This is a genomic window from Mesorhizobium sp. ORM8.1 (assembly GCF_053005525.2).
This window is the reverse complement of record NZ_CM132600.1, coordinates 3,261,519-3,283,567: the sequence shown is the minus strand read 5'-3', so window position 1 is coordinate 3,283,567 and position 22,049 is coordinate 3,261,519. Positions and strand designations below refer to the sequence as shown.

19 protein-coding genes and 3 pseudogenes are annotated in these 22,049 nt (G+C 61.8%); 12 read left to right on the top strand and 10 right to left on the bottom strand.

All coding sequences use genetic code 11. From position 1 onward, the window contains the following. Positions 1–10 precede the first annotated feature (10 nt). The 4 genes and pseudogenes from ACVDG8_RS16560 to ACVDG8_RS16545 form a co-directional block, all read left to right on the top strand. Positions 11–2,290 (top strand): NADP-dependent malic enzyme, encoded by a 2,280-nt coding sequence (locus tag ACVDG8_RS16560; RefSeq protein WP_447255615.1) that lies wholly within the window; start codon positions 11–13, stop codon positions 2,288–2,290. Positions 2,291–2,410: 120 nt separating this feature from the next. Then, positions 2,411–3,691 (top strand): hypothetical protein, encoded by a 1,281-nt coding sequence (locus ACVDG8_RS16555; protein WP_447255614.1) that lies wholly within the window; start codon positions 2,411–2,413, stop codon positions 3,689–3,691. Next, on the top strand, positions 3,691–4,866 hold the full coding sequence (locus tag ACVDG8_RS16550; RefSeq protein ID WP_447255613.1) for a hypothetical protein: 1,176 nt from the start codon (positions 3,691–3,693) through the stop codon (positions 4,864–4,866). Before ACVDG8_RS16555 ends, ACVDG8_RS16550 begins: the two co-directional genes overlap by 1 nt. 59 nt (positions 4,867–4,925) lie before the next feature. Beyond that, a pseudogene (locus tag ACVDG8_RS16545) lies at positions 4,926–5,051 on the top strand (phosphate acyltransferase); the annotation flags it as partial. 86 nt (positions 5,052–5,137) lie between these two features. On the opposite strand, the gene ACVDG8_RS16540 reads toward ACVDG8_RS16545, so the two are convergent. From ACVDG8_RS16540 to ACVDG8_RS16525, 4 genes and pseudogenes are all read right to left on the bottom strand, one after another. After that, on the bottom strand, positions 5,138–6,286 hold the full coding sequence (locus ACVDG8_RS16540) for a porin (RefSeq protein WP_447255612.1): 1,149 nt from the start codon (positions 6,284–6,286) through the stop codon (positions 5,138–5,140). Between the two features lie 374 nt (positions 6,287–6,660). Further along, entirely contained in the window at positions 6,661–7,110 is a 450-nt protein-coding gene (locus tag ACVDG8_RS16535) for an antitoxin Xre/MbcA/ParS-like domain-containing protein (protein ID WP_455707790.1), read from the bottom strand. A gap of 146 nt (positions 7,111–7,256) precedes the next feature. Next, positions 7,257–7,355, bottom strand: a pseudogene (locus tag ACVDG8_RS16530) (hypothetical protein); the annotation flags it as partial. 282 nt (positions 7,356–7,637) lie between these two features. Continuing rightward, positions 7,638–8,630, bottom strand: coding sequence for an adenosine kinase (locus ACVDG8_RS16525; protein ID WP_447255610.1), 993 nt, complete (start codon positions 8,628–8,630; stop codon positions 7,638–7,640). A 301-nt stretch (positions 8,631–8,931) separates the two neighbouring features. On the opposite strand from ACVDG8_RS16525, the gene ACVDG8_RS16520 reads away from it, so the two are divergent. Both ACVDG8_RS16520 and ACVDG8_RS16515 read left to right on the top strand, forming a co-directional pair. Continuing rightward, a complete protein-coding gene (locus tag ACVDG8_RS16520) occupies positions 8,932–9,843 on the top strand; it encodes a DMT family transporter (RefSeq protein WP_447255609.1) in 912 nt (303 codons plus the stop codon). A gap of 118 nt (positions 9,844–9,961) precedes the next feature. After that, positions 9,962–10,657 (top strand): sulfate transporter family protein, encoded by a 696-nt coding sequence (locus ACVDG8_RS16515; protein ID WP_447255608.1) that lies wholly within the window; start codon positions 9,962–9,964, stop codon positions 10,655–10,657. A 27-nt stretch (positions 10,658–10,684) separates the two neighbouring features. Here the strand turns inward: ACVDG8_RS16515 and ACVDG8_RS16510 are convergent, their stop codons facing one another. The 4 genes from ACVDG8_RS16510 to ACVDG8_RS16495 all read right to left on the bottom strand — a co-directional run bounded on the left by ACVDG8_RS16510 (position 10,685) and on the right by ACVDG8_RS16495 (position 13,590). Beyond that, a complete protein-coding gene (locus tag ACVDG8_RS16510) occupies positions 10,685–11,482 on the bottom strand; it encodes an isocitrate lyase/PEP mutase family protein (RefSeq protein ID WP_447255607.1) in 798 nt (265 codons plus the stop codon). 316 nt (positions 11,483–11,798) lie between these two features. Then, complete coding sequence (locus ACVDG8_RS16505) at positions 11,799–12,458, bottom strand: HAD family hydrolase (protein WP_447255606.1); 660 nt, start codon at positions 12,456–12,458, stop codon at positions 11,799–11,801. Further along, positions 12,458–12,943: a dUTP diphosphatase gene (gene dut, locus ACVDG8_RS16500; protein WP_447255605.1), complete on the bottom strand. Its 486-nt coding sequence runs from the start codon at positions 12,941–12,943 to the stop codon at positions 12,458–12,460. Before dut ends, ACVDG8_RS16505 begins: the two co-directional genes overlap by 1 nt. 176 nt (positions 12,944–13,119) lie before the next feature. Continuing rightward, the gene (locus tag ACVDG8_RS16495) at positions 13,120–13,590 is read right to left on the bottom strand and encodes an Lrp/AsnC family transcriptional regulator (RefSeq protein WP_447255604.1); all 471 of its coding nucleotides are present in this window, start codon (positions 13,588–13,590) and stop codon (positions 13,120–13,122) included. Between the two features lie 115 nt (positions 13,591–13,705). On the opposite strand from ACVDG8_RS16495, the gene ACVDG8_RS16490 reads away from it, so the two are divergent. The 3 genes and pseudogenes from ACVDG8_RS16490 (at position 13,706) to ACVDG8_RS16480 (ending at position 17,095) form a co-directional block, all read left to right on the top strand. After that, positions 13,706–13,960, top strand: a complete 255-nt coding sequence (locus tag ACVDG8_RS16490) for a DUF6356 family protein (RefSeq protein WP_447255603.1) — start codon at positions 13,706–13,708, stop codon at positions 13,958–13,960. A 15-nt stretch (positions 13,961–13,975) separates the two neighbouring features. Then, positions 13,976–14,774: pseudogene (locus ACVDG8_RS16485) on the top strand (class II glutamine amidotransferase). 947 nt (positions 14,775–15,721) lie between these two features. Further along, a complete protein-coding gene (locus ACVDG8_RS16480; RefSeq protein ID WP_447255602.1) occupies positions 15,722–17,095 on the top strand; it encodes an amidase in 1,374 nt (457 codons plus the stop codon). Here the strand turns inward: ACVDG8_RS16480 and ACVDG8_RS16475 are convergent. Next, a complete protein-coding gene (locus ACVDG8_RS16475; protein WP_447255601.1) occupies positions 17,089–18,168 on the bottom strand; it encodes an NAD(P)/FAD-dependent oxidoreductase in 1,080 nt (359 codons plus the stop codon). The two genes, ACVDG8_RS16480 and ACVDG8_RS16475, sit on opposite strands and share 7 nt — an antisense overlap. Positions 18,169–18,265: 97 nt before the next feature. On the opposite strand from ACVDG8_RS16475, the gene ACVDG8_RS16470 reads away from it, so the two are divergent. From ACVDG8_RS16470 to ACVDG8_RS16460, 3 genes are all read left to right on the top strand, one after another. Then, positions 18,266–18,862: a TetR family transcriptional regulator C-terminal domain-containing protein gene (locus ACVDG8_RS16470; RefSeq protein WP_447255600.1), complete on the top strand. Its 597-nt coding sequence runs from the start codon at positions 18,266–18,268 to the stop codon at positions 18,860–18,862. Then, positions 18,859–19,779: a haloalkane dehalogenase gene (locus ACVDG8_RS16465; protein ID WP_447255599.1), complete on the top strand. Its 921-nt coding sequence runs from the start codon at positions 18,859–18,861 to the stop codon at positions 19,777–19,779. Before ACVDG8_RS16470 ends, ACVDG8_RS16465 begins: the two co-directional genes overlap by 4 nt. 97 nt (positions 19,780–19,876) lie before the next feature. Further along, entirely contained in the window at positions 19,877–21,469 is a 1,593-nt protein-coding gene (locus ACVDG8_RS16460) for a peptide chain release factor 3 (protein WP_447255598.1), read from the top strand. Between the two features lie 80 nt (positions 21,470–21,549). On the opposite strand, the gene ACVDG8_RS16455 is transcribed toward ACVDG8_RS16460, so the two are convergent. Then, the gene (locus ACVDG8_RS16455) at positions 21,550–22,020 is read right to left on the bottom strand and encodes a VOC family protein (RefSeq protein WP_447255597.1); all 471 of its coding nucleotides are present in this window, start codon (positions 22,018–22,020) and stop codon (positions 21,550–21,552) included. Between the last annotated feature and the right edge of the window lie 29 nt (positions 22,021–22,049).

Genomic DNA, 22,049 nt, shown 5'->3' with positions numbered 1-22,049 from the left:
AGAAAGCATCATGGCCAGGAAAACCGAAAACAGCGGCCCCTCCGTCAGCCCCGAGGAGGCGCTGGAATTCCACGCCATGGGGCGGCCCGGCAAGCTGGAGATCGTCGCCACCAAGCCGATGGCCACACAGCGCGACTTGAGCCTCGCCTACTCGCCGGGTGTCGCCGTGCCGGTGCGCGCCATCGCCGAGGACCCCAGCCGCGCCTTCGACTATACGACGCGCGGCAATATGGTCGCGGTCATCTCCAACGGCACCGCCATCCTTGGCCTCGGCAATCTCGGCGCGCTCGCCTCGAAGCCGGTGATGGAGGGCAAGGCGGTGCTGTTCAAGCGCTTTGCCGATGTCGATTCCATCGACCTCGAGGTCGACACCGAGGATGCCGACGAGTTCATCAATTGCGTGCGCTTCCTCGGACCCTCCTTCGGCGGCATCAACCTCGAGGATATCAAGGCGCCGGAATGCTTCATCATCGAGCAGCGCCTGCGCGAGCTGATGGACATTCCGGTCTTCCATGACGACCAGCACGGCACTGCCATCATCTCCTCCGCCGGCCTGATCAACGCGCTGGAGATTACCGGCCGCGACATGAAGACCACGAAGATGGTCTGCAACGGCGCGGGTGCGGCTGGCATCGCCTGTATCGAACTGATGAAGGCGATGGGATTTGCGCCGGAAAACATCATCTTGTGCGACACCAAGGGCGTGGTTTTCCAGGGCCGCACCGAAGGCATGAACCAATGGAAATCGGCGCATGCGGTCAAGACCGAGGCGCGCAGCCTGGCCGAAGCGCTGGAGGGCTGCGACGTGTTCCTTGGCCTGTCCGCCAAGGGCGCGCTGACCACGGCCATGGTGCAGTCGATGGCCAAGAACCCGATCATCTTCGCCATGGCCAATCCCGATCCGGAGATCACGCCGGAGGAGGTCGCCGAGGTCCGCACCGATGCCATCATGGCCACCGGCCGCTCGGACTACCCGAACCAGGTCAACAACGTGCTTGGCTTCCCCTACATTTTCCGCGGCGCGCTGGATGTCAGGGCCACCACCATCAACGATGACATGAAGATCGCCGCCGCCCGCGCGCTGGCCGAGCTTGCCCGTCAGGACGTGCCCGACGACGTCGCCGCCGCCTATCAGGGCAATCGGCCGAAATTCGGTCCCAACTACATCATTCCCGTGCCTTTCGATCCGCGTCTGATCTCGGCAATCCCGCTGGCGGTGGCCAGGGCCGCGATGGAGTCCGGCGTCGCCCGCAAGCCGATCCTCGACCTCGACCGCTACGCGCAGGAGCTTTCCGCCCGCCGCGACCCGATCGCCTCCACTCTGCAGCGCATTTACGACCGCGTGCGCCGCCAGCCCAAGCGCATCGTCTTTGCCGAAGGCGAGGAGGAGCAGGTGATGCGCGCCGCCGTGTCCTATGTGAACCAGAGGCTCGGCACGGCGATCCTGCTCGGCCGCGACGATGTCATCAAGGATAATGCCAGGAATGCCGGCATCGACTTGAACAAGCAGGGCATCGAGATCATCAACGCCCGCCTGTCGCGCCGCAACGGCATCTACACCGACTATCTCTACGAGCGCATGCAGCGGAAGGGTTTCCTGTTCCGCGATTGCCAGCGCCTGATCAACAACGACCGCAACCATTTCGCCGCCTGCATGGTGGCGCTGGGCGACGCCGACGGCATCGTCACCGGCGTCACCCGCAATTATTCGACCGCGCTCGACGATGTGCGCCGCATCATCGACGCCAAGCCTGGGCACCGCGTCATCGGTGTCTCGATCGTGCTGGCGCGGGGCAAGACGGTGCTCGTCGCCGATACCGCCGTGCACGACATGCCGAATGCCGAGCAGATCGCCGATATCGCCGAGGAAGCGGCAGGCTTTGCCCGCCGCATGGGCTACGAGCCGAGGCTCGCCATGCTCGCCTACTCCACCTTCGGCCATCCGCAGGGCGAGCGCTCCGAGCGTGTCCAGGAAGCGGTGCGCATCCTCGACAAGCGCCGTGTCGATTTCGAATATGACGGCGAGATGGCCGCCGACGTGGCGCTGAACCCACGCGCCATGGCGCAATATCCGTTCATCCGGCTCACGGGCCCGGCCAATGTGCTGATCATGCCGGCGTTCCACTCGGCTTCGATCTCGACCAAGATGCTGCAGGAGCTCGGCGGCTCGACCGTCATCGGTCCGCTGCTGGTCGGCTTGAACAAGCCGGTGCAGATCGTGTCGTTGAACGCCAAGGATAGCGATATCGTCAACATGGCGGCGATCGCGGCCTATACGGCAGGGAACTGAGCGGTCCACGCTCGGTATTCTAAAATTCCACTAAAAATATAGGAGATTCCTACCTATTTGAGTCGAATAAGATTGCCCGTCGAATAAGATTGCCCAGAGAGAAACCTGTGGAGTGGGTATATGACCAGTAGTTATGACAAACTTTCGAAAGCTGGTAAGGGCGCATGGGTAGTACATCACGGCCAAAAAACCTCAGGAACTATAGGAGCCGGGGCGCAATTTCCAGCATTGGAAGTTGCTGGAAAGGCCGCGGCGCTCCTGTCGCAATTCGCGGCGACCGACCAGATTGTTCTGGATAAAGCACGTGTAGACGCGTTGGCTGCTGCGGCGGGTATTAACCCGAAGATGGAACTCCCCGTGCTTATGGATATGTTGAGACGACGTCGCGTTATCGACATTGGAGCGATGGGGGACGTGGAAGTTATTGGCTTAACTAGTGCGGTCACTGTTCAGCATGCTTCCGAATTGTTTGAGGCAGAAAACCCCACGCAGGAAGAACGGGCAGCCATCGCGCTTGCTGAAATTACGTCTAAAGCTCCCCTCGAACACGGTACTACACAACAAATCATCTCCGACGAATTCGAAATTGCGTCCGCAAAAACGAACGACCTTCTCAAGGTTTCAGAGACCATCGGTTTCGTCGACGCCGAGGGTCAAGGTAACGAAAAACTCTATTTTAATGGGAATTTATTCCGACGCGATAATTTGGCAAAAGTTAAACGCGTCCTAGATTCCCTGTCATCAGCTGAAAGGGTAAAGGTAGTTGAGCTGGATGGGATGCTTGACCGTATAGGTTGTGTGTCAGTTGAAAAGACGGAGCGTGTCCTTGGAAAAATGTTGTTTGAAAAATTAAAAGCTGCAGCGATGTATGATGTCAATCACGTCGCCAATGCTTCCGGAGAATTCGGTTTTGTGACTAAGCCGGCGGCGTTTCACAAATTCAATGATCCTATGGCGGATGACGCTTTTGATCTAGCGAAGACACTAGTTGCCGCGCTTACATACGGCATGACACAGAGCTCGTCTGGCCTTGGCAAAATTGAGTTTATTAGATTGTTGCTCAATAAACTGAACTCCGGAAAGCCGGTAGGCCCTGCCACAGCGATAGGAGAAGACTATCGGGTTCTCGAGATGAGAGGTGTCTTGAAGGTCCAGAAGGCGTCGGGCTACGGCTACATTATGACCCTACTCAAGAGGGATATTGGACAGATGGCATTGGCGGTGCTCACGACTGGCGAGACAGCGTCGGTCAATTCGCTAAGCCAGATCCTCCCAGGTTCGATGACAGGCTACATTGGACCCGAGAAATCGCGCTCTGACTTTCGCAGGAAGCAAGTGGCGCCCAGCAAGCGAATGACCGAAGACGTGTTGCAGGCACTACGCCAGCAAGGAGGCCTATAATGGCTACTGCGAGTCGCGGAGGAAAAGGGTTTGAGCTTGAAGAGAGTTTAAAGGCGTATTTCTGGCAAGCTGGCTACTTTGTAGTCCGTGGTCTTCCCTATCAACTCGACGGAGAGGACGTAACAGATGTGGATTTGTGGCTCTATGAGCGCCCAACTGCATCGACCCGCAGACGTATTATCGTCGATATAAAAAACAAGAGATCACCAAAGGCTGCTGAACGAGTGATCTGGACCCGAGGCCTTCAAGCGGCTCTGGCAGTCGATGGGGCGATTGTGGCGACAACTGACAATCGCCCGGCCATCCGACGTTTTGGAAAGGTGCTTGGCCTACAAGTCTTAGACGGAGATGCGGTATCGAAAATTGTCCAGAGCGACAAGCTAAAGATAGCCGACCAGCTATCGCTTGAGGATTTGAACATTTCAGTGCGCAATGTCGATGATGAGCGGCGTTCCAGTGATTGGCGTACAACTGCCCATGACGCTCGAGCCTCAATGATAGCAGGAATGGGAGTTCAGTCTGCTAACAAGAATCTAGCCGCCAGCGCATTTTTTGCGGAGCAGGCAGTCCTCGCACAGCCATCGTCTGCCCAGGCTTTGGTAGGGCTGCGGTTATTTTATTTAACGTCTGCACTTGCGGCAATCAGTCTCGATTTTGTGCTTGCAGATCAAGCGTTTAGGTCGCCTGACGAGCGAAAGAAAATAATTGTAAACGCAATTAGGTTTGGTCAGTCGGAAACGGTTGCATCCGTGCCGATTGTAAAAGCTGCTATCAGTTTGGCGCGAAAATACGCTGAGAATGGGCAGGCTGCCGCAAAGCAAATTGAGTATGGCTTTTACGAAGATGCGGATCGAATACCAGCAGAAGTCATAGCGGACTACCTCTCGAAAATCTCAAGAGCTGATATGCTATTTAATGCAGCCCGAGAAATAGAGCGTGCTTCTTTCTCGGTTAACGTACCTGGATATGATGCACTTGGTCCCGAAGCGCGTTCCATTTTGGGTGTTTTCTTGGATTTTAACGGCATTTCACGTGAGAAAATTGCGTTGGCTTTTCCTGTGGAAGGTAGTCGAGCTAGGGTTGGCCCGCAGCCTGACCTTGGCTTTTTTGAGGATGCAAAAGACGAGGGCGCTCCAAGTGCAACGACCAGTTCGAACACGGGAAACTCGAAGTGAAGCGCCACAATGACTTCGAACCCCGAAACCCCCAAACGAGTTAGGCTGTGCTCAACTGCGGCTCGACCGTCATCGGTCCGCTGCTGGTCGGCTTGAACAAGCCGGTGCAGATCGTGTCGCTCAACGCCAAGGACTCAGACATCGTCAACATGGCGGCGATCGCGGCCTATACGGCAGGGAAATGAGGCACGACTGACCTCGGCTTTCGCCGACCGAAAAAGCAAAAGGCCCGCGGCGATGCCGCGGGCCTTTCTGTTTGATGTCGTGTCGATCAGAAATTGCGCTGGAAGCGGACGATGCCGCCGACGCTGTCTTTCTTGTCGGCGTGGGTGAAGTTCCCGTAGATCGAGGGATTGCCGAAATTGCCGTAGTGGTCCCAATCGACTTCGGTCGTGATCGTGAAACCGGGCACGATGGTGTAGGCAATGTTCGCGGCCAGAGCGTAGTTCTTGTCGTCGTCGGCCGAGGCCTGGACGTTAAACGCCGTCTTATCGCTGAACTTGTAAGTGCCGCCACCCCAGACAGCCCAGTTGCCGCCCCATGGCTTGTACTGAGTGCGGCCGCTCGGGGCAAAGTCGTCGCTGTTGTTGGTAGAACCATAGCCGCCCATGATGAACAGCGACAGCTGCTTGTTCACGGTGACGTCCAGGCGAACCTTGCCGGTGACTTCCTCGTAATTGCTGTCATAGGCCACGACGCCGGTGATCGCGCCCCAGTCGCCCTTGTACTTCAAGCCGCCGGTGACATGCGGAACATAGCTGTCGATCGAGTTGGCGCCTGTGCCTTCTTCGAGCGAGGCGAAGCCCGTGAAGCCGCTGCCAGCGTCGAAGTAATAGCTGACGACGTTGGTGTCCTTGATGCCATACGGGATGATCGTGTCCTGGATGACGTTGCCGGCATAACCGATGAACTGGTCGTAAGGCGTTTCGTCCTTACCGACGCGCAGGCCACCGAGCTGGATCCAGGCGAAGTTGAGGGTGGTGTTCTTGTTGCCGGCCTGCCAGCCGGAGCCGCCCGCCACATCATAGTCGTTGGACGAGTTGCCGAACTGGAAACGGGTCTCGGTGAAGGTCTTCAACGTGCCGAGTTCGGTTTCCTGGCCGGTATAAGTGCGCAACGTGAAGCGCATGTTCTTATACCAGGTGTCGTGGGTTTCGCCGCGGTTCATATGATCCGGGACGTTGTTGACGCCATCCAGCGTGCCGCTATCACCCACACCCATGTCATAGCGGAGGTAGCCGCCGATGCGCAGGCAGGTCTCGGTGCCGGGGATATAGAAGTATCCCGAGCCATAGACGTCGCAGATCTTAACATATTCGGCCGGTTCCGGCTCGGCAACGGTCACCGCGTCGGCGGCGCGGGCGCCCGAAACTGCGACCAGGGCCGCAGCGGAGCCGAGAAGAAGGCTCTTGATGTTCATTTTCTTGAATCTCCAGTCAAAGGTTCAAGACAGGCTTCGGCAGGCCTCTTGGGCTCTCCTGCCATCCCCCGTCCCCATCATTGAAAAAGTCGCGCGCACCGGCGCCGCTTCTTCGCTTTGGACATGACCCAAATGGCCGTCACGCACAACAGAGATTGTGTCCGAAAGGCGACTTTTCGTATCTTCTGAAAGTCTTGTTGCCCAAATATCACGTCACATAACTGCAAAAATGGGATTAAGTGTAATCGTTATGTCGAACTAAGCTCTAAAATGTGCCGAACGTGCCAATTATTACAGTTTTATGACGGTTATTTTGCCGAATAAATTTCTACAAATGCGGATAATCGTGAAAAAATCGACTCCAGAAAGCCGGGTCAGGACAGCGCACGGGCACTGCGTATCACATCCTCGACCTCGTCCTTCCGCAACATCTCGATAGGCGCGCGACCATCGAGCTCGGGTGAGGGCCGGGTCAGCCAGAGCCAGGCGATCCGCGGGTTGGGGATCGCCGACAGCACCTCGCTGATGCCTGGAACCGGCCTGCCGTCGATGAATTGCGCCAGCGGGAAGACATGCTTGCGCCCACCCTTGCGCAGCGCGACGACCTCGCCGCGTCGTTGCCAGCGATGCAGTGTCGAGCGTGGGATGCGCAGCCTTTCCTCCAGATAGGTCGAGCCGGCGACCTCGCCGGCCCAATCCTCGATCAGCATCGACTGCAGGTCGGCGGCTTGCTCCGCGATAGTCCGCGCGATGGTCCTGCCCGCCTCCTGTTGCATGCGTTCAGGACGCTGATCGGGCGCACCGTTTGCGATCCCGGCCGGCATCGTGCGGAAGAACTCCGAGACAAGCGCGGTCCAATCGCCCTTGAAGGAACCGATGGCAAGGCGCTGCGCCTGCGGCAGGAAGGAAGAGCTGCGGCCATGCTGCCGGCCAGCGCGCTGGCTGAAACCAGGGCCTCGGCATCCAGCAGGACACCATGCTGCGTCAGTGCCTGTTGCACTGCTTCGGTTACCAAGCCTGCCAGGGTCTCCTGCGAAATCCCCTCAGGCGGAGTCTGAAATCTGGTCATGCGTTCGTCGTTTGGCCCGCGCTCCTCCCCAGGCGCCGGCGATTGTTCAAATTCTACAGCGGAAAACAAAAATTACGGCGGCAACAAGCACCGCGGCCCGGCAAATTGCTGGCTTGCATCTTTACACCCCTGGTTTTTGGGCGCGCCGAAATGTCAGTCGCGGAACGCCTCATCTTGCCTGTAGGAGCGCTCTGTGACACGTGCGCGACAGAGGTCCCAATTTGGAGACCAGCCGTGATGACGCGACGACAGGTAGCCTTCAGGCTTGCCGCGGGAACTGCTCTAAAGCAGCCCCGCCCGCTCGGCCTCTCGGCGCAGGTTCTGGCGCGGGCGCGGGCCGAGCTGCTGGATCACCAGCCCGGCGGCCAGCGAGCCGAGATCGCCGCATTCCCGAAGACTGCGCCCGCTCGTGTAGCCGTAGAGGAAACCAGCGGCATAGAGATCGCCGGCGCCGGTCGTGTCGACCAGTTCCCTGATCGTCGTCGCCTTTATGGTGACGGTCTCATCGCCGCGCACGATCACCGAACCTTTTTCCGAACGGGTGACGGCGGCGATCTTGCAGTCCTTGCGGATGGCGGCGAGCGCGTCCTCGAACGACGCGGTCTGGTAGAGCGACTTGATCTCGTGGCTGTTGGCAAAGACGATGTCGACGGTGCCCGACCGCATCAAATCGAGAAACTCGTCGCGGTAGCGGTCGACGCAGAAGGAGTCCGACAATGTCATCGATACTTCGCGCCCGGCCGCGTGCGCCAACCGCGCCGTCTGGCGGATCGCCTCCTTGGCGCGCGGCGGATCCCACAGATAGCCTTCGAAATAGGTGACCTTGGCGCCGGCGGCCTTGTCGGCCTCGACGTCCTCGGGGCCTAGTTCCACGCAGGCGCCGAGATAGGTGTTCATCGAACGCTCGCCGTCGGGTGTGACGAAGATCATCGAGCGTGCCGTCGGCGGCTGGCCCTGGAGCGGTTTGGTGTCGAAGGCAACGCCCTGGGCATGGATGTCGTGTGCGTAGATGTCGCCCAGCGCATCGTTCGACACCTTGCCGAAGAAAGCCGCCCGTCCGCCCAGGCTGGCGACGCCCGCCGCCGTGTTGCCGGCGCTGCCGCCTGAAGCCTCGATCGCCGGACCCATGCGGCTGTAGAGCAATTCGGCGCGCTGGGTGTCGATGAGGTTCATCGCGCCCTTGATGATGCCGTTGGTTTCGAGAAAGGCCTCGTCGCATTGCGCGATGATGTCGACAATGGCATTGCCGATGCAAAGCACGTCATATTCCGGCATCAAAATCTCCGCCAAGAGCCGATCCCGCTTTCTGGCCGGCTTTCCAGCCGGCTTTCTGGCACGCCGGCCGGGCGCGGTCTAGCGAGTTGCCGTTGCTTTGCCTACCCCGAAAATCGCCATTGTCTTCCACCACGTCGACTTGAGCGCCGATTGTTCGCCGGCTGCGGCAGTGTTCGCATCCAACTGGCCCATATCAGGCGCAACCATGGCGGCTATGGTTTCACCGCGATCGAAACGTTTCCGCCCCATCGTGAGCTAGAAGCGGATCGTTCCGGCAGCAGGCTGAAGGCGCCAACAACCAATGTCCGAAAAGACCGAAACGACCACCGATCTCGCCCTGCTTGGCGTGCTGGCGGTGTTGTGGGGCGCCTCCTACACCTTCATCAAGATCGGCGTCGAAACGATCCCGCCGGTCACCTTCATCGCCGCTCGTACCTTGGTTGCCGGCGGCATCCTGTTCGCCATCATCCGCTGGCGCGGCCTTGCCATGCCCAGGGATGCGGTGACGTGGCGCCGCTTTGCCTTCCAGGCCTGCCTCAACAGCGTCGTGCCGTTCACGCTGATTGCCGCCGCCGAGCGCTCGGTCGATGCCGGCCTTGCCACCATCCTCAATTCGACGTCGCCGATCTTCACCTTCCTGCTGACGGCGTTGATCACCCGCCACGAGCCGGTCACCGCGCGCAAGCTACTCGGCGTCGGCGCCGGCATCGTCGGGATCGGCCTCATCGTCGGCATGGAAGCCCTGGGTGGCCTGGGCCAGCAATTGTGGGCGCAGCTTGCCATCATCGTCGCGACGATCTCTTACGCCGGCGCGGCGATCTTCGGCCGCGGCTTCAAGGGTCTCGATCCGATGATCCCCGCCGCCGGCTCGATGCTGTGCGGCGCGGTCATGCTGGTTCCGCTCAGCCTGGTCGTCGACCGGCCCTGGACACTGGCGCCCTCGACCGCCTCGATCCTCGCGCTGCTTGGACTGTCCATCTTCTCCACCGCGCTGGCCTTCGTCATCTATTTCCGCCTGATCCATACGCTGGGTTCGGTCGGCACCACCTCGCAGGCCTATCTGCGCGTGCCGATCGGCGTCGGCATCGGCGCCGTATTCCTTGGCGAAGGCCTGGGTCCTGCGGTGTGGGTCGGCATGGGCTTTGTCGTCGCCGGTGTGGCGGCGATGACCATCCCGGCTCGGCGGGCAAGAGCAATTCCTGGAAAAGTGTGAGCTTCGGCGACTTCGCCGTGGCCTCTGTCCGGAATTGCGTTACTGGCGCAGCAGTTGCGCTGACCGCCAGGCCCGCCTATCTCGGGGACGTCGTTCTCGATGAAGGCTTGGACCTGACGTGATCCCAGACGCCGCCCGCGCCGCCGCCAGCCAGCTGTTCTCGCCCGAGTTCCGCTCGGTCTTCGTCAAGACCCTGGGGCTGACGTTGTTGGCCCTGGTGGCGCTCTGGTTTGGCATTGAGAGCCTGCTCGAATGGCTGGCCTGGCCTTGGCTCGAGGCATTGCTGCCTGGACTTCCCGCCTGGGCCGGATGGCTGGGCGCGATCGTCGCCGGCATCGTCCTGGCGATCGGCATGGCCTTGCTCGTCGCGCCGGTCACCGCGATCATCGCGGGACTGTTCCTCGACGATGTCGCCGCCGTCGTCGAGCGCACGGACTATCCCAACGACCCGCCGGGCCGGCCCTTGCCGGCGCTGCGCTCGCTGATGCTGGCGATAAAGTTCTTCGGCGTCGTCATCCTCGGCAACATCGTCGCGCTGCTGTTGCTTCTGGTGCCCGGCGTCAACATCGCCGCCTTCTTCATCGTCAACGGTTATCTGCTCGGGCGCGAATTCTTCGAATTCGCGGCCATGCGTTTTCGCCCGGAGGCCGAGGCCAAGGCGCTGCGCCGCAAATATGCCGGCACGGTGTTTTTGGCCGGACTTGTCATCGCGGTCTTCCTGGCCGTGCCGCTGCTCAATCTGCTCACGCCGCTCTTTGCCGCGGCCATGATGGTGCATCTGCACAAGGCGGTTTCGTCGCGAGAGCCGGCATGACCGTCTTCGTCATGCGCCCCCTCAAGCTTAGGATTGGCGAAACAGCGCCTGCAGCTTGCCGAACGGCATCGCGGCGCGGGTGAAGCCGAACGTGCCGTCCTGCTGGATTTCGCGCGCCGCGGTCTCCAGCATGCCATAGGCGAAGTTGGTGAGCCACGGCCCGAGCGAGATGCGCTTGATGCCGGCCATGGCAAGATCGGCGATGGTGAAGCCGGGCAGCGCCATGACATTGACCGGCTTGCCGACCGATGAACAGACCGTGCGGATGGTCTCGACATCGCTCAGGCCCGGCGCGTAAAGCACGTCGGCGCCGGCTTTCTCGAAGGCCTGCAGCCGCTTGATCGTGTCGTCGAGATCTTTCTTGCCCCACAGGAAATTCTCGGCCCGCGCGGTGAAGACGAAATCGTGCTTGAGGGCGCGAGCCGCTTCGGCCGCCGCGGCGACCCGCTCGACCGCATGCGAGAACCCGTAGATCGGGTTGTCCGGATCGCCGGTATGGTCCTCGATCGAGCAGCCCGCGAGGCCCGCCGCTTGCGCCGCGAAGATGGTCTCCGCCGCCTGCTCGGCGCTGTCCCCCTTGCCTTTTTCAAGGTCGGCCGAGACCGGCAGGCTGGTCGCCGCCGTCACCTCGCGGCAATGATGGATCATGGCGTCGAAGGTCACCGCGCCGTCCGGCAGGCCGCGCGAGAAGGCAAAGCCGGCGCTGGTCGTCGCCAGCGCCTTGAAACCGAAGGAGGCCAGAAGCTTGGTCGTGCCGACATCCCACGGGTTCGGCATGACGAAGGTGGAAGCATGCAGGTCGCGAAAGATCTTGCCCTTGTCCATGGCGGGTCCTCAATCATGAGCGGGTCGTGCGAGGAATTTATCGCGGCAGTCGGGCCCGGGCAAACGAATGCGGTTGGTTCAGAAGCGTTTGGTGTTGTCTGCTGACAGTTTCTCGAATGCCTTTGAGTCCTTGATGTAGCGACCGGGTCTTGCTCCAGTGGTAGGTGACGGAGATCTGGCGTGACGATCGTTTTGGCGGTGCCTCATCGCAAGGATCATCGGTCGGTCCAATGGCATCTGTCACGGTCGCCTTGATGGCGGCGCGGAGCCTATCATAGCGCCTTAAGCCGTCCAGCCTGCTATCTGGCTGGGAAAATCAGCGGATAGGCACCAACTCGGCCAGTTCGCGCATATCGTCGAACAGGATGCCGCCGGCCGCCGCCAGGCCATCGCGATCCGAAAGCGGATCGGCGTAGTAGGAAAACACCCGCATGCCGGCGGCGATACCGGCCTCGGTGCCGGCGACGCTGTCCTCGATGACGATGCAGTCGACCGGCGCGAAGCCCATCGTCTTTGCAGCGTGAAGGAACAGGTCCGGAGCCGGTTTGCCGCGCGAAACCATGGTGGCGGAGAACATCGCGTGCTCGAACAGCGGCAACAGCCCGGTCTGCCCCAGCGTGATGTGCATCTTCGAAATGCGCGCCGAGGAGGCGACGCAATAGGCGATGCCGGCTGCGCGCACCGTCTCGACGAACTCCCGAACATAAGGGATCGCTTCGACGCCATGTGCGAACAGATCAGGCAACCCGGCGTTCCAGCGCTCGACAAAGTCGGCGCCCAGCCTGACCTCTGTCGCCGCTTCGATCTCCTTTTGCACCGAGACCATGCTGCGCCCGGAAAAATGCTTGCGGCAATATTCGAAGGTCGTCGCGAAGCCGGCCGCGCTCAGCCATTCGGCCAAGCGCTTGTTGGCAAGGTTCTCGGTGTCGACCAGAACCCCGTCGCAATCGAAGATGACCAGTTCTGGCACTTTCATTAGGCGGTGCCGGTCGACCCGAAACCGCCGACGCCGCGCGTCGTGCCCCCGGCGAGCGCGCGTTCCTCGCTGGCCACCTGCGCCACCGCGGCGAAGACGATCTGGGCGATGCGCATGCCGCGTGTCACCGCGAAATCCTCATCGCCGAGATTGACGAGCAGCACCTTCACTTCGCCGCGATAATCGCTGTCGACGGTGCCAGGAGAGTTGAGCACGGTGAGGCCGTGCTTGAAGGCGAGGCCTGAACGCGGCCGAACCTGGCCTTCCATGCCTTCCGGAATTTCCATGACCAGCCCGGTCGGTACCAGCGCACGCTTTCCCGGCAGGATCAGCAGCGGCCGGTCCTCCGGCACGGCGGCGCGCAGGTCCATGCCAGCGGCGCCTACGCTCTCATAGGCCGGAAGCGGTAGCCCCTCGCCATGCGGCAACCTGACGAAGCCGACAGCCGGAGCGATGACGGAGGGGTTTTGAAGGGCTGCGCGCATAAAATCGATCCTATCGGCGCAAACGGCGATTCGGTCAATTCGCCCACACTGCTATCAACGGCTTTCTTTGTGGCCTCACCACGACATCACTTTCCAGGCTACGAACTGCGTGCTTTGGCGATTAGCGAAACACCTATGGCTTCGGGAGGCTTCCGCCAAACTCAAACGCAGCGCCACTAACGCAGTTCCACCGGCACCACGGTCGTCTCCTTGATCTCCTCCATGACGAAGGAGGCCGAGACGTCGGACAACGCGACCTTGGCGATCAGCCGCTGATAGAGCCTGTCATACGCCCTGACATCGGCAACCCGGGCCCGCAGCACATAGTCGAGATCGCCCGACATCCGATAGACGCCGGTGATCTCGGCAAACCCGGTCACCGCCGCGCGGAATTTCTGCAGCCAGTCCGGATCGTGGTTGGAGGTGCGGATCAGGATGAAGACGGAGAGCCCGAGCCCGAGTTTGTCTGCATCGACCAGCGCGACGCGGCCGGTGATCACGCCATCTTCTTCCAACCGCTTGACGCGGCGCCAGCAGGCATTGCGCGACAGCGCCACCCGTTCCGACAGCTGGTCCACCGAGAGCGTGCCGTCGCGTTGCAGCTCCGCCAGCAATCTTCGGTCAATTTCATCGATTTCAAGCGCCATGTTGGGATGAATGTCCCATAAAAGTGCCAAAAGCAAGGACAAATTGGGACCGATGAACCTAAATGGTGTGGCACCATACTCACTATCGGGGCTTATCCCGGCAGGAGGGATCACCATGACGACCAGGCTTAGCGCACTCTTCACGTCTCATCCGGAGAAGGTCGGCGAAACCTATTTCGGCCACATGGCCTTCGCTGCCTGGTTCTGCTCGCGCCTGTCGATGGCCGCCGGTGCCGCCCTCGTTCACGCTTTCTTGCCGTTTCTGTTTGAGACTACGGCCAGCCGAATCGTTCGCGAGCTCTATGAGCGCACGCACAACAGAGGCTCACACGCGGTCAAGGATCCAGTGGCTCTGATGGATCGCGCTTAACGACGGAAGAAGCGAATGTGCCGGTGGGCGGCCTATCTCGGTGAAGCGGTCTTCCTCGAAGACATCATCACCGCGCCCTGCCACTCGCTGATTGCTCAGAGCCATTGCGCCCAGGAAGCCAAGTCGCCGACCAATGGCGACGGCTTCGGTCTTGCCTGGTATGGCGACCGGCCCGAGCCCGGCCTCTATCGCGACATCCTGCCGGCCTGGTCCGATCCCAACCTGAAAAGCCTTTGCCGGCAGATCAAATCAGGCTTGTTCCTGGCGCATGTGCGCGCCTCGACCGGCGGCGCCACCAGCCGCATGAACTGCCACCCCTTTATCTCCGGCCGCTGGTCGTTCATGCATAACGGCCAGATCGGCGGCTTCGAGAAAATCCGCCGCGCGCTGGAAAATTCGCTCTCCGACGAGGTCTTCGACCAGCGCGAGGGCACCACCGATTCCGAACTCTTTTTCCTGCTCATGATCGACGAGGGTCTTTCCGGTGACCCGCAAGGCGCGGTTGCGCGTGCCACGGCCCGCGTTATCGACGCCTCGCGTCGCGCCGGTTCTTGAGCCGGCTTTGAAACTCACCGCCGCCTTTTCCGACGGGCAGGCGCTCTACGCCGTGCGCTACGCCACCGACGAGCATGCGCCGACGCTTTATACCTCCGTGTTCCGCAATGGCGGCCGCTGCATCGTGTCCGAGCCATTCGATCGCGAGGGCGGAGACTGGCAAGCGATCCCGCCCGCGAGCTTCGTCACGATGACGAGGGATGGCATGAGCATTCGGCCTTTCGCGCCGGCGGCGGCGAAGCTGGCGTTGGTTGGGTAGGTATCTTCGCTAATTTGGTAGCGTCGCTGGACAGCGCCCCCCTCTGTCCTGCCGGACATCTCCCCCACAAGGGCAGGGCAATCGCATATGGCGGCGCTCCCCCGCATGGCAGCTTGGCGCATGCATTGTCTTATGCGGCGCTGGTCGACCCCCACTCCGTCTCGGCTTCGCCGAGCCACCTCTCCCCGATCGACGGGGTAGAGGAAAGGCGCTAAGCTTTTTTGCCGTCAACGCTCGTCCAGCAAAGCTCCCTTCCTTTCCCACCGGAGGGGAAGGTGGCGCTGCGAAGCAGCGACGGATTGGGGGAACCACGTGGCAATCAAGCCTCGGGCCGATCAGTCACGCCAGTCACAGAAGATGAGCATAGCGTAGCGCCGCCAATCGCATATGGCGGCGCTCCCCCGCATGGCAGCTTGGCGCTTGCTTTGTTTAATGCTGCGCTGGTCGACCCCCACTTCGTCTCGGCTTCGCCGAGCCACCTCTCCCCCGATCGACGGGGTAGAGGAAAGGCGCCAAGCTTTTTGCCGTCAACGCTCGTCCAGCAAAGCTCCCTTCCTTTCCCTCCGGAGGGGAAGGTGGCGCTGCGAAGCAGCGACGGATTGGAGGAACCACGTGGCAATCAAGCCTCTGGCCGATCAGTCACGCCAGTCACAGAAGATGAGCATAGCGTAGCGTGATATGCGATTATCCTGCCCACGAGGGGGAGATTGGATGTAATCCCGGTTTCGCCAATCTCAAACGTTGCAGGACTGAGCGAGGCGCTGAAGCTGCCAATCTCGCCACCTGTGGGGGAGATGTCCGGCAGGACAGAGGGGGGCGCCATAGAGCGCTAACCTCGGCGCAATTTCGATCAAGCGCCGTGGACTCTCCAATGCTCCACTCCGCTTGAAACAACGTCACTATCCGCCATCTTGATCGGACGAGCGCTGCCAAAGCCGGAGCGTCAAATGGACCCCATCTTTTCCTCGGTCATCGACCTCGCCGCAGCCTTCGCCGCGCGCAAAATCTCCACCGTCGAAGCACTCGACGCCCATCTGGCGCAGATCGACCAACATAACGACGCGGTCAACGCTGTAATCTCGCTCGACAGGGAGTGCGCGTACGAGCGCGCCAAGAACGCCGACTCGGCGCTCGCACGTGGCGCCATGACCGGCCCGCTACATGGCGTGCCTTTCACGCTGAAGGACATGCATGAGACGGCAGGCTTGAGAACCACGGTCGGCTTCCCACCTTTCGCCGACTACGTCGCAAAAGCCGACAGTCCGCTCGTTGCCAAGTTGAAGGCAGCCGGCGGCATTCTGATCGGCAAGACCAATGTGGCAACCATGCTGGGCGACTGGCAGTCGAACAATCCGCTGTTCGGCCGCACCGGCAATCCGTGGGATCTTTCGCGCACATCGGGCGGCTCAAGCGGCGGCGCCGCGGCGGCGGCCGCGGCCGGCATGACACCATTCGATGTCGGCACCGACATGCAGGATTCGATCCGGCTGCCGGCCGCATTCTGCGGCGTCTACGGGTTGAAGCCGACCGAGCATCGTATATCGCTGGCCGGCGCCTTCCCGTATCCGGACGACACTGCGTGCAGCGTACGGCTGATATCCTGCCTCGGGCCGCTGGCGCGTGGCGTGCCCGATTTGGCATTGATCTATCGCATCATCGCCGGGCCGGATGGAGCGGACACCGACCTTGCGCCGGTCCCGGTCGAGGCCATGCCGAAGCTCGACCTCAAGACATTGCGCATCGCCTTTGCGCCGTCCTTCCCGGGCTTTCCGGTGGCTGGCGATATCAGCGCCGCAGTTGAGAATCTCGCAGGGCAGCTTCAATCCGCCGGCGCCGTCGTCGAGGAAGCGAAACTGCCCAAGCTCGATCTGCGCGACGATCTTGCCCAGGGCGGAGCGCTGATTGGCATGATGATGGAGGCCGCGCAGCCGGAGCCGCCTGAGCAGCCGACACCCGTCTCGCGCTGGTTCGAGGCGCTTGCCCGCCGGGACAGATCCATTCTCGCCTGGGATCAGTTCTTTGGAAATTATGATGCGCTGCTATGCCCGGTCGCCATGACCACGGCCTTTGCGCATTGCGAGCCGGGCACGCCGCTCAAGGTCGGCGGCAAGGAACAGAGCTACTGGATGCTGCCGGCCTATGGCGCTGTCTTCAACTACAGCGGCCACCCGGCGCTTTCGATGCCGTGCGGACAGGATAGCGGCGGCTTGCCGATCGGCCTGCAACTGGTCGGCGCGCGCTGGTCGGAATCGCGGTTGCTCGGCATCGCCGAAGCGATGGCGCCCTTGACCGGCGGTTTTCGCCGTCCACCCGGTTATTGAGCGAAGCGTTCCAATCCATAGGGCGCCAGCAGCCGGTCGCGCTCGCCCTCCAGTATCTCACGGGTAGCAAACAACCCAACCGCAGGCGCTAGCGTGATACCCGAATGCATGACGGCGATGTAGAGGCCGCTTACACCTTCGGCGCGGCCGATGATCGGAAAACCGTCTGATGGCGTAGGTCGGTAGCCGACTGTGTGGAAGTCGAGCTCCAGTCCATCCGCCCCGCGCAACGCTGCCTTGGTGACTTCAAACAACTCACGCGCCGTGGCTTGCGGGTTATCGCCCGGAGCGCCGCCGGCGAAATCGGAACCGGCGATGATGCGGCCCTCGGCCGTCTGGCGCATATGCAGTTTTTCGGCATGGACCAGACCGTTGAGCAGTTTCCTGTAGGGGCGCGAATGCACGATGAGGCCTGGCGGCGTCTCCATCGGCAGCGCGACGCCGGCGGTGGCGGCGATCGCCGGAGCGCCCGTGCCTGCCGCGACGACAATTTCATCGGCGTCGATGGTTTCGCCCGCAACGACAACGCCAGCGACGTTGCCGCCAGCAAGCGCCAGCCTCTCCACGGTCCCGACCACCACCCGTGCCCCGAGCCGCTCGGCGTCGGCCAGCAGCGCCTTGGCGGTCGCCACCGGCTCGGCGACGCCTTCTTCCGCGACATAGACAGCAAAATCGGGAGGCGCGACGAGGTTGGGCTCGATCTGGCCTGCTCGCTTGGCGTCGACCCGCTCGATGCCGTAGCCCCACGACGAGTGCTCAGCCGCATAGGTTTCGAGCCGGTCCGGCGGCAGGTCGAAGCACAGGCCGCCACACCAGGCGAGCGGCAGCCCAGGCGAATCATTCGCCAGCCGCTTCCACTCGGCCATGGCGCGGGCGCGCAGCCGGAAATAGATTTCCGGGTTGCCCCAGCTGGCATTGATCCATGCGAAGGAGTTGGGCGTGGCGACACCGCCGGCGCCACTTGTCGAGACGATCGTCACCCGCGCGCCGGCCTTGGTCAGATGCCAGGCGATCGAGGCGCCGATGATGCCTGCGCCAATGACGATGATCTGCTTCGACACGCTGTTCTCCATCCCGTCTCGATGATCTCTCCACCTGCCATTTGCGACGGCCTTTGCCAACGCAAACTTCTGCGCTTGACATCAATACGTACGTACGTATTATTTGACGATGGCTAGACAATCACTCCGCGAAAACCTCCTCGAAGCCGGCTTTCAGACGATCTGGAATTCCGGCTATAGCGCCGCCGGTGTCCGCGACATCGTCGCCGCGGCCGGCGCCCGTCCGGGTTCCTTCACCAACCACTTTGCCTCCAAGGAGGAGTTCGCCGGCGAGGTGGTCGAACGCTACTTCACCTATGTCAGCGGGCTGGTCGAGAATGCGCTGGCGCGCGACGGCACGCCGCCCGTCGGCAGGCTGCGTCGCTATCTCGAAATCATCACCTCGAGGCTCGAGGCGCATGACTGGGCGCGCGGCTGCATGATCGGCAATCTCAGCCTGGAAACGGCCGTGCACAGCGAACCGCTGCGGCTGCGGCTGGTTGGCGTTTTCGAACGCTGGCGTCAGCCCTTTGCGGCCTGCATTGCCGAGGGCCAGGCTGCAGGCGAGATCACCAACGCCTTCGATGCCGAGGACCTTGCCGATTTCCTGTTGTCGTCCTGGCAGGGCGCCATGCTGCGCATGAAGGTCGAGCGCAGCCCCGAACCGCTCGAGCGGTTCAAGAAGATCATCTTCAGCACGGTATTTGGGAAGGAGACAGTGCGATGAATTCGAAGACCGATGGACGACCGACCGCGTTACGGCGCTCGGAAGTGGCTGTGCTCGATTCCACTATGTCCTATCTGCACGCCGGCAAGGCTGGTCCCACCATCCTGTTCCTGCACGGCAACCCGACGTCGTCCTATATCTGGCGCAACATCATCCCGCATGTCGCGCCGTTCAGCCGCTGTGTCGCGCCTGATCTCGTCGGCTATGGCCAATCGGGCAAGCCCGATATCGACTACCGTTTCTTCGACCACGTCCGCTATCTCGACGCTTTCCTGGAAGCGCTCGACATCAAGGATCTGGTGATCGTGGCCCAGGACTGGGGCACGGCGCTGGCCTTTCATCTTGCGGCCAGACGGCCGCACCGTATCCTCGGTCTGGCTTTCATGGAGTTCATCCGGCCCTTCGAGCGCTGGGACGACTTCCACCAGCGACCACAGGCGCGCGAGCTCTTCAAGGCATTGCGCACACCCGGCGCCGGCGAAAAGCTGGTGCTGGAGGACAATGTCTTCGTCGAGAAGATCCTGCCAGCCTCGGTCCTGCGGCCGATGAGCGAGGAGGAAATGGCCGCCTACCGCGCGCCGTTCCCGACGCCGCAATCGCGTAAGCCGGCGCTGCGCCTGCCACGCGAATTGCCGATCGAAGGCCAACCGGCCGATGTTGCCGCGATCAGCGAGCACGACCATCGGGCGCTGCGGCTCTCCGCCTATCCGAAGCTGCTGTTTGCCGGCGATCCCGGCGCCCTGATTTCGCCGCAGGCGGCCGAAGAATTCGCGGCGGGGCTCAAGAACTGCCGGTTCATCAATCTGGGACCAGGCGCCCATTATCTGCAGGAAGACCACCCCGATGCGATCGGCACGGCGATCGCCGGCTGGCTGCCGGAGACTGCGCGGGCCGAAAGCCTGGCCGAACCGGCCTGAACCGGGACGTCGTGGCTTAGCGGCTTGGCCGCCCAGGTCGACAGGCCGGCGCCGCACTGGTAGAAGCGCCGCCTGTCACACGGAATTCCTAAAAGATATGCCCGAAACCATACCCGAAGAGGTTGCGCGCCGCCGCACCTTCGCGATCATCGCCCATCCTGACGCCGGCAAGACCACACTCACCGAAAAGCTGCTGCTGTTCGGCGGCGCCATCCAGCTTGCCGGTGAGGTCAAGGCCAAGAAGGACCGCATCCAGACGCGGTCCGACTGGATGAAGATCGAGCGCGAGCGCGGCATCTCGGTCGTCACCTCGGTGATGACCTTTGAATATGAAGGCAATGTCTTCAACCTGCTCGACACGCCCGGACACGAGGATTTCGCCGACGACACCTACCGCACTTTGTCGGCTGTGGACTCGGCCGTCATGGTCATCGACGCCGCCAAGGGCATCGAGCCGCGCACGCTGAAGCTGTTCGAGGTTTGCCGCCTGCGCGACATCCCGATCATCACCTTCGTCAACAAGATGGACCGCGAGAGCCGCGATCCGTTCGAGATTTTGGACGAGATCGAGCAGAAGCTGGCGCTCGACACCGCCCCAATCACCTGGCCGATAGGCCGCGGCAAGAATTTTGCCGGCACCTATCACCTGGCGCTGAACGCGGTGCGCAGGGGCGACGCTGAAAAGGAACGCACGCCGGTCAACGGTCCCGATTCCAACCGCGTCGCCGGCCTGCTGCCGGAAAACGAGCGCGAAGCCTTCATCGAGGAACTGGAGCTCGCGCGCGAAGCCTGCCGGCCCCTTGACATAGAAGCCTTCCGCGAAGGCCATCTGACGCCGGTCTATTTCGGCTCGGCGCTGCGCAATTACGGCGTGCGCGACCTGATCGAGGCACTGGGCGCCTACGGCCCGCCGCCGCGCGCGCAGGAAGCCGATACCCGCACCGTGGAGGCGACGGAGGAGAAGATGACTTCCTTCGTCTTCAAGATCCAAGCCAACATGGACCCCAACCACCGCGACCGCATCGCTTTCGTGCGCGTCTGCTCGGGCACGCTGGCGCGCGGCATGAAGGCCAAGCTGGTGCGCACCGGCAAGCCGATGTCGCTCTCGGCGCCGCAATTCTTCTTCGCCCGCACCCGCGTCACCGCCGACGAGGCCTTTGCCGGCGACGTCGTTGGTATTCCCAATCACGGCACGCTGCGCATCGGCGACACGCTGACCGAAGGCGAGGAAATCCTTTTCAGGGGCGTGCCGAACTTCGCCCCGGAAATCCTGCGCCGGGTGCGCCTCGGCGACGCCATGAAGGCCAAGAAATTGAAAGAGGCCTTGCACCAGATGGCCGAGGAGGGCGTCGTGCAGCTGTTCTCGCCCGAGGACGGTTCGCCAGCCATCGTCGGCGTCGTCGGCGCGCTGCAGCTCGACGTTTTGAAGGAGCGGCTGAATTTCGAATACACGCTACCCGTGGATTTCGAGATGTCGCGCTTCTCCATCTGCCGCTGGATCTCCGCCGACGACAAGGCCGAAGTGCTGCGCTTCATCGAGGCGCATCGCGGCGATATCGCCCGCGACCTCGACAACGATCCGGTCTTCCTCGCCCAGCACGCCTTCTCGCTGAACTACGAGGCCGAGCGCTGGAAAGCCGTCCGCTTCGCCACCGTCAAGGACTACCAGGTCCGCGACAAGGCGGCCTGAGTTCTGCCTTCTCCCCGTTCCACGGGGAGAAGGTGCCCGAAGGGCGGATGAGGGGGTATCGCCGACCTTGGCGGTCGTGCTCACCCCTTCGCCGCCGCCTCGATCTTGGCGATGTCGATCTTGCCCATCTGCATCATCGCCGACATCACCCGGCCGGCCTTGGCCCGGTCCGGGTCCAGAAGCAGTCTCGGCAGTTGCTCCGGCACGACCTGCCAGGAGACGCCGAACTTGTCCTTCAGCCAGCTGCATTGCGACGGTTCGCCGCCACCTTCGATGAGCTTGTCCCAGAAATAGTCGACCTCCTCTTGCGTCTTGCAGTCGATCGACTGTGACATGGCTTCGTTGAACTTGAATTGCGGTCCGCCGTTGAGCGCCTGGAACGGCACGCCGTCGAGCTCGAATGTGGTCATCAGCACTTTGCCCGCATCGACGTGGCCTTCGGGCCAGCGCAGAACGCTCAGCACCTTCGAATTCTTGAAGATGGAGATGTAGTGGTTCATCGCCTCTTCGGCCTGGCCGTCGAACCACAGGCAGGTGGTGATCTTTTGCATGTCGTGCTCCTCGCTTGGTTGCGGTTGTC